Here is a 13,422-nt window from a genome sequence, read left to right on the forward strand (position 1 = left end):
CAGCCACAGGTTCACGACGGGTGGCGAAACGCGTAGCATCCCATCGCAGCGTGAAACGGATCCGGGCGTACGGAGTGTTCGTAGTGGCGCAGTCTTCCGCAGACATGGCAATCGGAAAGGAGACGGCTTGGCATGAGTTCCCCTCGTTCGCACTCTATTGCTTTCCCAACGATGGGGACAGTAGCAACCGTGTCGTGGTCGGGATCGGACGCTTCTACCTTTAGTGCTGATGATCTATCTGTGGAACTTCAAACCCGAGCCGGTGAGCTCGAGTCCCTGATGTCACGGTTCATTCCTGACTCCGAGGTGTCCCTGCTCGGCCCGAGGTGGACGGAGGTTTCAGTCGATACTGCAACGGTCCTAAGAGCCGCCGCCGACTATACCCAGATTACGCGCGGTTACTTCAACCCTTTGCTTGCGCACCAAATGCGCCATTGGGAAGCTGTTGTCCACGAGCCGGGCACTGGGAGTTCTAGTCCCTTTGCACCCACCGCTGGAGCCTCAATCGAGCAAGACGGTCCTCTGTTTCGACTGCGTGATGCGGACCCCGGTTCGATCGACCTCGGAGCAATCGCAAAGGGGTATGCGACGGACGAGTTGCGGAGCCTCCTCGTCCAAATGGGATTCACGGACGTACTGGTGTCGCTGGGCGGATCCTCTATCGCAATAGCTGGTGCGTCGACGAAAGTTGGGATAACGAGTCCGTGGCACGGATGGGAGCGAATCGGGAGCCTGACTCTGGATTCCGGTTCCATGTCGATATCAGCGGACCCAGACACAAAGATTCAGTCCCAAGCACGGGCCCTATCGCGCGCGCCGAACCAACAACCATCATCCGCAACACCAGACATCGACGGCGTCCGACTAGACGAATACTCCCGGCCAGCGAGACAGCGAAGTCACGTGCTCAATCCTCATACCCGCGAGCCTGCTATGACCGACCTTTGCGAGGTAATCGTCTGCGGCGAAAATGGGATGGCGTGCGAAGCTTTTTCGACCGCATATTTGGCCATGGGATTGGACCAGGCGATGATTCTGGATGTCGAGCATCCGGAGATCGCTACGATGTTCTTCACCGTGGATGGTCGGATGTTGGCAGACCCCCGCCTTAAGATCACTACTGTCCCGGGCTTGGCAGATTGGTTGAAGACCCAGTATTAACCCTCCGACCAACCCCGCGTTACGCAGTACCGTTTGGTTGTTCGTCTACATCGCCCACGTCGTGATGTACAGCCGCAGCCGTGTTGAGTGTTGCCGCTGCCTCCTCAGCTTCCTGCATGCCGCCGTTGACGGTAAGCACCAGGGTTTGCGATTTCCCATATTCAACGCGGATTCCCGGGCCTTTCCGCAAGACAATGCCGGTTGCCCCGTCAACCGATATCCGGTAGCCCCAACCTCCGAACTCTGGCAACGGCCTCACTTCGACCGCCGCCGCTGTTCGTACCTGCGCAGCCGTTACGAAGACCTTCGGCCACCCCAGTAGCGCCCTAGCATGCAAACCTGCCGCGTCAATACGGATAGTGAAGGCACTCATCAGTAGAATCACGGCCACCAACGGCAGGCCGACTAGCATCCAGTACCAGGCGTTTGCCTCAGCACCAATCCAGATAAACAGCCCAATAATCAGGGCCCCCATTCCCCAGACCAAGGGCTCTGACATGGTTGTCTTGCCGCTCCAAGTCGGGACACCACCGTCCTGCAGTGCGGCGCGAGGTATGTTCGGGCCTGGACCGGTCGGAGCATCCGGAACCCGGGTTTTTGGAACCAGCAGCGCTCCAGCCATTGCTACGCCAGCGGGAACGAGGATAGATACCGGTAGCACCCAGCCAGGGAGTAATACCTCATCCGCACCGGTAGATCCCCGTTGGATCCCGAGGGTTGTCAACAAAAGAGTTGCACACATTAGGGCGAGGAACAACTGGGTTCCCACGACCAGGCGCACCATTGCATCTGCAGACTTCGCGGCGAAACCGATAGCGGCAAAGAAAAAGATAAGAACTGCCATCAATCCGGTTATTAGGGCTATGAAAGACCCGGGAGACTGAAATCCATTTGGCAACATGTCGCCGCCCCAATGAATAGCAACCGGGTCTGGTAGCGACGGAATCCAGGTGAGCGATATAAGCGCAGCAGTAATTAGGATCAAAAGCGAAATCCCGGAGAAACCGAGTATCCACCACTGCGACCTGTCAAGCGATGACGAAGACTCTTTACTGTCAGTCATCCCTTAACTCTGCCCTCATCTCTCTTATGGATGTTTCGTTCACGCAACCATGAGACAAGGACTGCTATCAGATACAGGCCAATCAAAACGAATGCCTGCACAATCATTGGCCAGGGACTCGGCAGAGGGTTGGCAATTGCCGCGAAGCCAAAGGCTATGACCACGGCCCAACGCCAGCCGTTTAGCATTTTCTTCGAGCTCAGTACCCCAGCGAAGTTCAAAGCGACCAGGATCTCTGGCAACAGAAACGAAACTCCGAACCACATGACAAGATGCAGATAGAAGCTCACGTAGTCACTGGCCTGGAGAAGGTTAAGAGACCCCTCCGGTGAGAATGACTGAAGGATTTCCACTGCCCGCGGTGCCATCCACACCCCCGAACTGGCGCCAGCGGCAAATAGTAGAACCCCGACCAGCCCAAATGCCAGAACGTAGATCCGCTCCCGCTTCTTTAGGCCCGGAGCAATGAACGCTCCCAACTGGTAAATCCACCAGGGGCTAGCAATTATGACTCCCGCCCACAGCGCGATGCGAAGCTTAAGATCAAACGCGGCGCCGATTGTCTGAAAGTTGAGTTGCAGTTCCGCCGCATCAAAGTTCCTTAGGGGTTCCTGGATGAACGCCATGATCGGTTCATACAAGAACCAACCACCGACTGCGCCGATCCCAATCCCGACGAGCGCATAAACCAGTCTTCGTCGCAGCTCTGACAAGTGCCCCGAAAGTGTCATGACGGCCTCGGGGTTATCTTCCCGTCGCTTGTTCACGACGCGGTGAGTTCCCCATCGGAGGCGTCGGTCTCCGCGTCATCATTTCTGCTGTGCGACTCTAATGAATCAGATCTGGACAATCCGGTAGCGGACTCAGATACGGCATCAGGAGCAGGGGCTGGCGAAGAACCCTCCTCGTTTGCTCCTGGTCTTCCCTCCGCGGGTGTCACGGAAGGCGTCGGCTGTTCTGACGAATGCCGAACTGCCGGCGCTTGCCGTGGCACTGGATCCGGGGTGGCACTGGGACCCGTGGTGCCGGGTAGCGTACTCGATCCATCTGACCGGTCGGAGGTTCCGCTCGACTTAGATTCGTCCTCGTCCTGAAGCTCGCGAATTTCCTTCTTAAGAACCTTGGCGGACTGGCCCAAGTACTTCGCAACGTCGGGCAACTTGGAGGCACCGAAAATAATCACCAGGACCAGGACGAATACGAGGATGTGCGAGGGCTTCATTTGGGCTCTCCTTTACTTGGCGACTCTTCGCCCGCGACTTCCAACTCGGAACTATCCCCTAAAGGCACGCCGGACTCTGCTAGCGGCATGACCGATGGGGACGAGGCATCAATCCAGGCGTGCATCTCCTCGCGCACTGCCTGTTGGACGATACGTCGAGGATCAAGCTCGCCGCCGTTGAGTTTATGGAGCGTGTCGAGGTCTTCCTGCGTTATGCCGAGGGCAGCGATATCCACTGTGTGCTGTGTGCGCATCTTGGAACTCCACTGCCGCAGCCTCTCGACGCCGCTCTGTAATCCGACCAGGGCATGAGCAACACTTCGGGGTCCCAAAACCAGGGCAGCAACGAGCAGGATAACGACTAACTCGCCACCGGAAATTCCGAACACGCTGCGCTCCTCAGCAGTCTCAAATAATCGAAGTGTCAACGATTTGAAAGGTAAGGGTACCCTCACTTGAGACTCTACACGCCCGAGCTGACTGACCCCAGGGCAAGGTCATAGACATTTCGCCACTATGGTCACAGAACTGCCGTGGGTGCCCGGCACAGAGTTGCCGATGGTGCAAAGTGGCCTAAGGTTCCCGTAGCTACACGCCCAATGCAGAACTTAGCGCCGATATGTTCCGTGAACTACCGCCCGGGCCAGCGTATGAAACAACGCGTTGAAAGCGACTGTCGTCGGTGTCGCCTCGGCGTTGAGTCCCAAGGACTCCACATCCAACGCGTGCACCGCGAAATAATACCTGTGCGGACGGTCGCCCTCCGGAGGGTATGGTCCGTAATACGAGTAGTCTCCTCCATCCCCGGCCACATGAAATCCACCCGGTAGCGTCGCGTCAGACTCTCCCGCGCCCTCCGCAAACCTGGTGATCCCCACCGGCACATCAACTGCCGTCCAGTGCCAAAAACCTGCGGGTGTCGGGGCATCAGGATCGAAACAGTTGATCATGAAGCTCTTGGTTGCCGCGGGAAATCCGCTCCATTCAAGTGCTGGCGAGACGTCTCCTCCACACCCGGCGTAGAGGTCGGGCACAGATTCGCCATCCTCGAACGCTGTAGAGCACAGCTCGAATCCTGGCACCTGGGGCAGCATCTCGTATGGATCCGGGGCAATCGGACGATCAAGATTCATCGTGGTCTCCTTCGACTTATGAGATCGCGCTTGCACTTCTAATCTATCGCCGCGATTCCACCAGTTCCAGCAGCATCGAGAATGAAATCGTGAACCTCACCGGGACGAAGCTCGTCCGCGGCCGAGAATCAGCGCCTGGAAGCGATGAGTTCTGCAACTATGACAGTAGGCGCGCGTTAGTTCTCTGTGAACGTGACCGGGACGGTTCCTGATTCCAGGAACGTGAGCAGAGGCTTCGGGAAGTTGGTGGCCGTGGCGTCGAGGATTCGGGCAATCTCGCCCTTACCCACCGGCTCCAGTTTCTCCAGTTCGGCACCGATGTCGATGTCGACCAGGATGATCTCGCCGACGAAGGGCTTCGCCTCCTCCGTCGCCACTCCCTGCTTTAGGCATCCGAAGGTGACGGTCACGTCCGCCGGGAGGACTACCTCGTCCGAATTCCCCGTCACCGGATGAAGGCCACTCGGGATGTCCACCGCGATCACCGTCGTCACGGTCGAATCAAGATGCTCAAGAATGCTCTGAATTACCTCACGCCCCGTTCCGCGCAACGCCGAGTTGGAAGAGGTTCCCGTCCCGAGTATCCCGTCCACGATCACGTCCATGGGAAACTCGTCAAGGGCAAGTTCGGCAAGTTCCTCAGGGTGAACGAATCGAACGCCGGAGGCCTGGGCCTCTAACAAACCATGTTTGTGCAACTTGGCGCCAACCGGCATCGCGAGCACGTGCGCGCCTCCTTGTGCCAACTGAGACGCTGCGAACAGGGCGTCGCCGCCGTTGTTGCCGGAGCCGACTAGGAACAGTATCCGCAGATCATCTGGGACTTCCGGCGACTTCACTGTTTCGGAGATTACCTTTGCTAGAGCCGTCGCGGCCCGCAACATTAGGGGGACGCCGGCTTCAAGATAGGGGCCCTCAGCCGTCCGAATCTGCGCGGCAGTGTAGGCAGGAACGACAACAGGTTGACAACTCGAAGGACTCATAGCTCAGTATGCAACTTTAGAAGCCCGCGAGGTGGTCTTGGATTCGGCTGTAATTGTCCTCGTTCAGTGCCACCAGGTTGATCTGCTCCACCTTGGTTGGTGTGACACTGAGGGTTTCGACCGCGATCTTGATCGCGTCATCCAGCGGCCATCCGAATACGCCAGCACTGATCAACGGAAACGCAATAGTTTGGACACCGAGATCGTCCGCCACTTCCAAACAGCGTTTGTATGAGGACTTCAGTAGTTCCGGATTCCTCTGCCCTGCCCGGTGATTCGGCCCTGGTGTGTGGATAACGTACCTGGCAGGAAGATCATGCCCAGTCGTCCAGCCTGCATCACCTGTGGCAAGCCCGTTCGGAAATCGCTCAATGCACTCCTCCAACAACCCGGGTCCCGCGGCACGGTGAATCGCGCCGTCAACCCCGCCACCTCCACGCATCGCGGTGCTGGCAGCATTCACGATTGCGTCAACATTCTGCTTGGTCAGGTCCCCAAGAACCGCAGCGACAGTAGGCATGCCTCTACCTTGCCACTCGAATAGTTCGTCTGGACAGAGCCGTTCTACAACATCCGGCAATCCGTGTCAGACGATACCCATTCGGCTCCCTGCGTGCGTTGCGTAAAAACCAGCCCCGTAAAGCCGCGGCTATGCACGATGCACGAGTCCGGTCAATGAGCCCCTATTCGTGTGGAACGAACGACTTAGCGGGCCTCGGATTGCGCAGTTATCTCCGGCGGTGTCAGCTTTCGCACCGACAAGCAGTACCAGGTTAGGAGCATAAGAACGCCGTACCCAAACACAACATAGATGGCATTTGCGCCAGATAGGTACTGAGCAAGGACTCCGTCATTGACCGCATGAAGAACGCCAGCAACCAAAAAGGCCCCGATGCCGACAGCCCAAGCCCTCCCGCGAGAAAGCCGAGCTGCTGCATACCAAATCAATGCCGCGGCGGGAGCAGTGTAGAGGATGTGATGGGCCTCGCCCGTTATGTTGAGGGCATTAACCGCCTCTACCCAACCACCCGAGTACCCGGGAGTTGGGGGATTGGGGTCGTAGATACCACCGATAAAAGACAGCGCACCCTCGACCAAGCCAAAAGTCGCAGCGGAGGTAAACACGGTCCAGAAACCGGTGAGCACGTTGCGGAAAACGACAGTACCCATGAGCAGAACAGGTATCAGAAGTTTCGTTCCTTCTTCGATAAACCCGGTTACTACGTTGCCGCCCTGAACTCCACCAAGCCAGCCTGGCAGGAAGTGGGTTTGCTCCTCAAGAACATAGCTGATTACCAGAGCAAAAAGGCCGGAGCCGATGCCGACCCAGATCGCCTTCTTAAGGTTGGGTGGCCCGTCGACCTGGACTCGCCTCGTCCACCACGCGAGCGCCGCCACGCACCCTGGGTAGGCAACGAAGAACGCGACTACCGTTAGTACCGTCATCCACCATGTCACCTGGGGAGACTCCTTCGCCGAAGTAACGGGGAGGAACGCCCCGACAATGTAGGCGAGGATCATCGCAATTGCAATGGACCCGGCGGCGAGAAGCAGTGGTCCACCTGCGCGTCCTTGAGGTGGCTTAGAGTGCTTATTCATGCGCTGTATGTTACACGTCAAGAGTCGCAGGCCGTCGATTTGATGCTCGGCTGCACCCGTCGCACGCACATTCAAGTCACCGAACCTCGGGGCTATCAGGCCGAGTCACACGAAACCGGTGTGAGTCCACAACTCCTGTGTTCATTACAGTTGGCCGAGAACGTGTTCGCGTTCTCTTCACTATTTCGGCGGGACGTAGGCCACTAGAAACTGGAGGATCGATCACCTGGTCGGGCAACTGATCCGCGTTCAACCAAGGGCATCGGAACGAGAAACTCTTCCCCATTTCGCTTCCCGTGGGGCACACCCGCATCGGCCTGTCTCAAAACCCAGTCAGTGCCAAACCTGCCCATTTCTTCATATGGCAGTCGCATCGTGGTCAAGCCTGGCGTCAGATAACCAGCGAGTTGCTCGTCGTCGAAAGACATAACCGACAGATCCGTTGGAATACTGAGGCCCAACTGAGCAGCAGCCTGGTAAGCGCCAAAGGAAAGCCTGTCGTTAGCGCACAACAGCGCCGAGACATCATGGTTCTCGATCACTTGCTTGGCACCCATCAGACCGGCTGCCGGTTCCCATTCACGCGTGCCATACTCGGCGACAAAACTCAGGCCGGCATCATTCATGGCGCGATCGATCCCTTCGAATCGGCGACGAAGAATCTCCAAACCAGCATCGTCACCGTCCAGATCAGGTCTGCCGATAAGACCAATTCGCGTATGGCCGGCATCGATTAGGTACCTGGCAGCTTCGTATCCCGCGGCACGCTCGTCCGGCACGATGCCTGGAAATCCCTTCGCAATGCCATTCACAACAATGGTCGGAACCGAGAGCGCGGCGTCTGGCACCTCGACCAGCCGGGTTCCCATCAGTCCGACAAGAAGCCCATCAACTCGGCGCTCCAAAAGTGCCTCGATAGCCTGACTCTGATTGCGCGAGCCTCCAGACTCGCTGATCAGCATCACTCGATCAGCCTGTTCAGCCCTGTCCACTGCCCCAACCACCATTGCGGAGGCATAGCGCGTGACAATCACGTCGTTAGATATGAACCCGATAGCTTCACTCTTGCCCGTCCGTAGCGCTCGCGCCCGCGGATCAGGCGAATACCCCATCTCGTCAGCCGTCTCGCGAATCTTCTTCGCGGCCTTCTCCGAGATTCGGGTACCCTCTCGGCCCGACAGGACAAACGACACGGCCGTCGGTGAGTATCCTGATCGTTCCGCGACCTGAGCCAACGTGACCCGTGCGCCCATTGGCGAACCTCCTTGTTACACCTCGTAATCATAGGCATTGACGGGTTCCCGCCGTCTGAGTACGCCCACATCAGAGACGATATCCACACCTACCAGGGCGCAACTGTCCTCGCTGAGCGATAACTTGATCAAGCGCAGCAAAACCACTCAAACAAGACGCTGTTTCAACCTCTAACAAGTCCACTCTACTTGCTAGAATAGCTAGTGCTAAATCAATTTATCTAGTGCGCGCGTTGCAGTCAGCACTTGACGCTGACGGCCTCATAAGAAAGATGGAGTCTGATTTGGAAAACCTAATCGCCGAGGCCGAATCCGGTGTCGCAGAGCTGTCGAAGCGGCGAGACGATCGCTGGCATCCAACCTTCCATATCGCACCTGTTGCTGGCTGGATGAACGATCCAAATGGCCTATCCTTCTTCAACGGTCGCTACCAGGTCTACTTCCAACACCATCCTCTAAGCGGCACGCCCGGACTTATGTATTGGGGACACGTTTCTTCACCCGACCTGATCACCTGGTTCCACGAGCCCATTGCCCTCGCCCCGTCAATGGAAGAGGACAGAGACGGAGTCTTCTCTGGGTCCGCCGTTGTCGATGCCAATAACGTGCTCCACGCCTACTACACGGGACACAGGTGGCGAAACGGCATCGACGGAAAAGATGACAGCCTGGAAGTACAGATGATGGCCACCTCTCATGACGGCGTGAGGTTCGAGGACAAGCAGGTCATCATCTCTCCCCCGACTGACATGCCCCACTTTCGCGACCCTAAGGTCTGGAAAATGGGTGATATCTGGTACATGATCCTAGGAGCTTCCTCTGACAAGAACCGTGGTGAAGTCTGGCTCTACACTTCAACAAACATGACCGACTGGGAATTCCATTCGGTACTATTTCGAGACCCAGACCCGAACGTGTTCATGCTCGAATGCCCTGATCTTTTCCCGTTGGGCGACAAATGGGTTCTGGTGTACGGCCCCATGGGCAAAACTCCCACTGGTTACCAGTCCCGGAATGGCCACAATGCTGGTTACGTGGTAGGGAACTGGGCTCCGGGAAAGACGTTCTCTCCTCTCACGCCCTATCACCCTGTCGACTGGGGTCATAATTTTTACGCACCTCAGACCTTTGAGTCTCCAGACGGTCGCCGCATCATGTTTGGCTGGATGGGTTCGTTCACATACGTCGCGCCATACCCCAGCGAAGATGGATGGAACGGACAGCTAACTCTTCCTCGAGAGCTTCGACTGAATGAAGATATGACTCTGACTTCATCACCGATTGGCGAAGTCAATCAACTTCGTGTGGCAACCCACGACTTCGGCGCGTTAATTGTTCCCGAAAACACCTCGATTGTTCTTGTTGAGGATGCAGGGCCGGTGGAGATCGAAGTAGTCATAGACTCGACGCGTTCAACATCGGAAAGAATTGGGTTGCTCGTTCACAAGACTCCCGACGGATCCCACGTCTTCGTCGGGTACGACGACCTCTCCGGCCGCGTCTTCCTCGATAGGCGACTCACGGGCAACGGAGACCGCGGATGCCGCTCAGCGCCCTGCAGTCGAGGAGAACAACTAGAACTCAGGATCTTCGTGGATAACGGGTCCGTTGAGGTTTACGCGAACGGCGGTCAGAGCGTCCTCTCATCAATGAGCTTCCCAACCTCCGGCCCTCGGTCAATCGAGATTTCGAGCGAATCGGGTGAGATAGCGATCGACTCCTTGAAGATCCATCGGGTTGGCACTATCTGGGAGCCTACGAATTAACTGCAAACGAAGGGGCTTGTGGATGCGTAACTCCACATCCACAAGCCCCGGTTCGCTACATGGCCGCACCCGATTTACGCGTGTGCAACACTCATGCCGTCACCTGCGTAGCCAGACCGTCGTCTCCCCCGGAATTGTTCCGTTATCGGGCAGCGGCAAAGAAGCGAGAGCCACCTCGTCCTCGCCTACTAGAAGAGGCTTTGCCTCGGAACCAAAGTTCGCTACGACTCGCCACCCGTTTGCACGCCGGAACGAAAGAAGGTCCTGGTCCCCGGTGTCAAGCCATTCCAGTTCCTCATCGGTCTGCAACTCCCGCCGGAGGGCGAGGGCTGCTCGGTACAGGTTCAGCATTGAGTTCGGGTCGGTATCTTCTACATCAGCCGCGTAGTCGGCAAACCATTCTGGCTGCGGAAGGTGTGATCCGCCCGCTCCGAACCCGAACGAGGGCGAGTCTGCCACCCATGGAATCGGAACCCGACAACCGTCACGTCCAATCTCCTCCCCGTTGGTGCGGAAGAAGGTGGGATCTTGACGCTCCTCAGGAGCGATCTGAGCTACCTCGTGCAAGCCGAGTTCTTCACCCTGGTAAATATACGTCGAACCCGGAAGCGCAAAGAGAACAAGGGTCGCCGCGCGCGCCCTGCGTAGACCCTGTTGCAGGTCGAGCTCCGGCTCAGAGCCGCCCGTGAGGAGCCAGTCAAACCCCGTACCGGACTGATGCAGAACCTTGCCCTCCTCGTCTCGCGGAGAGTTCGGCAGACCGTAACGAGTCGCATGTCGGACGACATCATGATTGGAAAGAACCCAGGTGCTGGAGGAACCCGACTTCGCCGCCAGATCGAGATTGTGCGAGACAATTCGTTTGAACTGTTTCGCATCGAAGTCGGCCTGCAGAAGGTCGAAGTTGAAGGCTTGCCCCAGGCTTTCGGGACTCGCATATCGCGCAATCCTGTCAGGATGCACCCAGGCCTCTGCTACCGCGGTACGAGGGGGATCATACGAGTTGAAAACCTTTCGCCATTCCGCGTAGATCTCATGTACATCATCACGATCCGTCGTTGGGTGATTCCCATCAACGGGGATTGCGTTCAGCTCTTCCCATGACGGAAGTCTTTCGGGCAGATCCTTAGCGAGGGCATTCGCCACGTCGATTCTGAATCCATCAACTCCGCGGTCGGACCAGAACTTCAATGTCTTTACGAAGTCGGCCCTCACCTCCGCATTGTTCCAGTTCAGGTCCGGTTGCTCACGGGCGAAGGTGTGGAGATACCAGTAGCCGTCTCCAACGGGTGACCAGGAGGGGCCGCCGAAAACGGAGACCCAGTCAGCCGGAGCAATCTCGCCGCTCTCCCCGAGACCTTTTCTGAAGATATATCTGTCTCGCTCGGGCGAACCCGGACTCGCAGCAAGGGCCGCTTGGAACCACTCATGCTGATCAGAGGTGTGGTTTGGAACAATGTCTACCACCACCTTGATCCCGGCGTCATGGAGGGTTCGGACCATCTCGTCAAAATCCTCCAGGGTCCCCAACCGTGGATCGACATTTCGATAGTCGGCGACGTCGTACCCGCCATCGGCCAGTTCTGAGGGATAGAACGGACTGAGCCATATTGCGTCAACCCCGAGTCTTTTCAGATAACCGACTTTCTCAGTAATCCCGGCAATATCTCCCAGACCGTCTGCGTTCGAGTCAGAGAAACTTCGGGGATAAACCTGATAGACGACAGCTTGGCGCCACCACTCAGGAACGATTTCGGTCGCAACACTCAATGAAGTCACCCTTCCTAGGCATTCTTGTCGGGAGACAGATCGCGAGTTACTTCACCAAGACGAGGATTCACTAGCGAAATCGATCCGTCCTCCACCTCGATTCCTACCAAAGATCCGGCAGACTCGTTAATTCGGGCACTCAAGGCGATGTCATCCACGTAAAGAACCGCAACAGACTCATCGACAATAAGACGTAACCTGATCGGCCGGTCGGCAATGCCTTCGGGCAGGGGACGCTCAAGGCCCTTGTTGTCGTAGCGGTTCCATGGCCAATTGGGAAATCGGTCGAAGAACAGGCGATTCTCGTTCAGGTCAATCCGGTATCCGTACCAGTCGTCCGTCTCAGCATCGCCGTTAAACAGAAGGGTGAACTGACGAGTTCCCTCAGCTACCTCAATCTCTGCCTCGAACCCGTAGGAACTACCCTTCGCGTCTGCCAGGATTTCCGTGTTCCTCGACCCCTCAGAAGCCAACGAACTGGCCGAAAGCGGCGCCGCATCGGCCATGACTGCGGAGAAGAGTTCTTCGGGGGGAACCACACCGAGAGTTCCATCCTCCCGCTGAACAACTTCGTGAACTACTAGCGTGCCGCCCCACCACGAGGTGTTCGCATCAAGGTTGCCCTTCTTGTTTGCAACCCATCCGAAGAGGAACCGACGTTCACCGTCAGAGGCGCTCCTTGCCGCGTAGTATGCACGCCCATCGAAGGCATCGTCGAAGGGACGACGCCAAGGACCCTGGGCTGAATCACCCACGACGTAGACCGTCTTTGACCTGTCCGAATACTCAGTGGTGAGCAGATACCACTTGTCATCGATGCGGAACTCGTCCGGCATCTCGTGTCCCGTGTAAAGCCCCGGCGCGTAGAGATCACCCTCAAACTTCCAGTTCTTGGCATCCGATGACGAAAACCAGACGGTCGAACCGTTACGGAGGATCTTGGCTCCCTCTTTGCGCGTGCCCAGAATGAGCATCCACTGTCCTGCGTCCTCGTCCCAGAAAACGAACGGGTCTCGCCAATCCCCAAGGTCATAGCCAGGCTGGGGCGGCAGCTCAAATGCGCCTTCCTTTACCCAGTCGACAAGGTTGTCACTCGAAGCTCGCATCAGCACCTGGGTGGGCAGGCCCGAACCCTCGCGCAGATTGTTGAAACCCGTGTAGTTGGCGACGAATGAACTCTCGTTCTCCGCATAAACTGAGCCGGCGAAAATGTACCGATCCGTCTCGTCGTCTGTTCCCCCCGGTATTACTTCGCCATGGTTCTCGAACGTAACGAAGTCGGGCGTGGTCTCAAGCGCCCAGCCGATCGGCACACTCAGGGGCGCATCGAGCGCGGGGTCTCTTTGGTGATACAGATAGTAGAGACCATCCCAATACATCGGCATGCAATCGCCAAATGCTCCATCGGTGGGTTCGTAGAAAATCTTCAACTTATTTCCTTGTCATTTCTATGCTTTGAAGGCGAGGACGAG

The 13,422-nt window shown here is 57.1% G+C and carries 13 protein-coding genes; 2 read left to right on the forward strand and 11 right to left on the reverse strand.

The features are described 5' to 3' along the window. Positions 1-132: 132 nt before the first annotated feature. Positions 133-1,161, forward strand: coding sequence for an FAD:protein FMN transferase (locus U6G28_03455; GenBank protein ID WRS30756.1), 1,029 nt, complete (start codon positions 133-135; stop codon positions 1,159-1,161). A 19-nt stretch (positions 1,162-1,180) separates the two neighbouring features. On the opposite strand, the gene U6G28_03460 is transcribed toward U6G28_03455, so the two are convergent. The 9 genes from U6G28_03460 to U6G28_03500 all read right to left on the reverse strand — a co-directional run bounded on the left by U6G28_03460 (position 1,181) and on the right by U6G28_03500 (position 8,414). Beyond that, entirely contained in the window at positions 1,181-2,224 is a 1,044-nt protein-coding gene (locus tag U6G28_03460) for a DUF1648 domain-containing protein (GenBank protein ID WRS30757.1), read from the reverse strand. Further along, the gene (tatC, locus tag U6G28_03465) at positions 2,221-2,991 is read right to left on the reverse strand and encodes a twin-arginine translocase subunit TatC (GenBank protein WRS30758.1); all 771 of its coding nucleotides are present in this window, start codon (positions 2,989-2,991) and stop codon (positions 2,221-2,223) included. Before tatC ends, U6G28_03460 begins: the two co-directional genes overlap by 4 nt. Next, on the reverse strand, positions 2,988-3,446 hold the full coding sequence (locus U6G28_03470; GenBank protein ID WRS30759.1) for a twin-arginine translocase TatA/TatE family subunit: 459 nt from the start codon (positions 3,444-3,446) through the stop codon (positions 2,988-2,990). The genes tatC and U6G28_03470 overlap by 4 nt, the downstream gene beginning before the upstream one ends. Beyond that, positions 3,443-3,835: a hypothetical protein gene (locus U6G28_03475; protein ID WRS30760.1), complete on the reverse strand. Its 393-nt coding sequence runs from the start codon at positions 3,833-3,835 to the stop codon at positions 3,443-3,445. The genes U6G28_03470 and U6G28_03475 overlap by 4 nt, the downstream gene beginning before the upstream one ends. Positions 3,836-4,054: 219 nt before the next feature. Beyond that, the gene (locus tag U6G28_03480) at positions 4,055-4,579 is read right to left on the reverse strand and encodes a YbhB/YbcL family Raf kinase inhibitor-like protein (protein ID WRS30761.1); all 525 of its coding nucleotides are present in this window, start codon (positions 4,577-4,579) and stop codon (positions 4,055-4,057) included. Between the two features lie 176 nt (positions 4,580-4,755). Beyond that, on the reverse strand, positions 4,756-5,562 hold the full coding sequence (locus U6G28_03485; GenBank protein ID WRS30762.1) for an NAD(P)H-hydrate epimerase: 807 nt from the start codon (positions 5,560-5,562) through the stop codon (positions 4,756-4,758). 16 nt (positions 5,563-5,578) lie between these two features. Beyond that, positions 5,579-6,082 carry a macro domain-containing protein gene (locus U6G28_03490; GenBank protein ID WRS30763.1) on the reverse strand — a complete coding sequence of 168 codons (504 nt, stop codon included), beginning with the start codon at positions 6,080-6,082 and terminating at the stop codon, positions 5,579-5,581. Between the two features lie 185 nt (positions 6,083-6,267). Further along, positions 6,268-7,161: a PrsW family glutamic-type intramembrane protease gene (locus tag U6G28_03495; protein WRS30764.1), complete on the reverse strand. Its 894-nt coding sequence runs from the start codon at positions 7,159-7,161 to the stop codon at positions 6,268-6,270. A 203-nt stretch (positions 7,162-7,364) separates the two neighbouring features. After that, on the reverse strand, positions 7,365-8,414 hold the full coding sequence (locus tag U6G28_03500; protein ID WRS30765.1) for a LacI family DNA-binding transcriptional regulator: 1,050 nt from the start codon (positions 8,412-8,414) through the stop codon (positions 7,365-7,367). A gap of 224 nt (positions 8,415-8,638) precedes the next feature. Between U6G28_03500 and U6G28_03505 the strand changes: the two genes are divergently transcribed. Beyond that, on the forward strand, positions 8,639-10,180 hold the full coding sequence (locus U6G28_03505) for a glycoside hydrolase family 32 protein (GenBank protein ID WRS30766.1): 1,542 nt from the start codon (positions 8,639-8,641) through the stop codon (positions 10,178-10,180). Positions 10,181-10,279: 99 nt separating this feature from the next. On the opposite strand, the gene U6G28_03510 is transcribed toward U6G28_03505, so the two are convergent. Together U6G28_03510 and U6G28_03515 are read right to left on the reverse strand one after the other, a co-directional pair. Beyond that, positions 10,280-11,959 carry an alpha-amylase family glycosyl hydrolase gene (locus tag U6G28_03510; protein WRS30767.1) on the reverse strand — a complete coding sequence of 560 codons (1,680 nt, stop codon included), beginning with the start codon at positions 11,957-11,959 and terminating at the stop codon, positions 10,280-10,282. A 5-nt stretch (positions 11,960-11,964) separates the two neighbouring features. Then, positions 11,965-13,380: a glycoside hydrolase family 32 protein gene (locus U6G28_03515; GenBank protein ID WRS30768.1), complete on the reverse strand. Its 1,416-nt coding sequence runs from the start codon at positions 13,378-13,380 to the stop codon at positions 11,965-11,967. Positions 13,381-13,422: the final 42 nt, after the last annotated feature.

The sequence above is a fragment of the Actinomycetaceae bacterium MB13-C1-2 genome, assembly GCA_035621235.1.
Taxonomy (GTDB): Bacteria; Actinomycetota; Actinomycetes; order Actinomycetales; family Actinomycetaceae; genus Scrofimicrobium.

Coding starts and splice junctions, on each gene's coding strand:
- U6G28_03455 (WRS30756.1), top strand. CDS start 133: ATGAGTTCCCCTCGTTCGCACTCTATTGCTTTCCCAACGATGGGGACA.
- U6G28_03460 (WRS30757.1), bottom strand. CDS start 2,224: ATGACTGACAGTAAAGAGTCTTCGTCATCGCTTGACAGGTCGCAGTGG.
- U6G28_03470 (WRS30759.1), bottom strand. CDS start 3,446: ATGAAGCCCTCGCACATCCTCGTATTCGTCCTGGTCCTGGTGATTATT.
- U6G28_03480 (WRS30761.1), bottom strand. CDS start 4,579: ATGAATCTTGATCGTCCGATTGCCCCGGATCCATACGAGATGCTGCCC.
- U6G28_03485 (WRS30762.1), bottom strand. CDS start 5,562: ATGAGTCCTTCGAGTTGTCAACCTGTTGTCGTTCCTGCCTACACTGCC.
- U6G28_03490 (WRS30763.1), bottom strand. CDS start 6,082: ATGCCTACTGTCGCTGCGGTTCTTGGGGACCTGACCAAGCAGAATGTT.
- U6G28_03495 (WRS30764.1), bottom strand. CDS start 7,161: ATGAATAAGCACTCTAAGCCACCTCAAGGACGCGCAGGTGGACCACTG.
- U6G28_03500 (WRS30765.1), bottom strand. CDS start 8,414: ATGGGCGCACGGGTCACGTTGGCTCAGGTCGCGGAACGATCAGGATAC.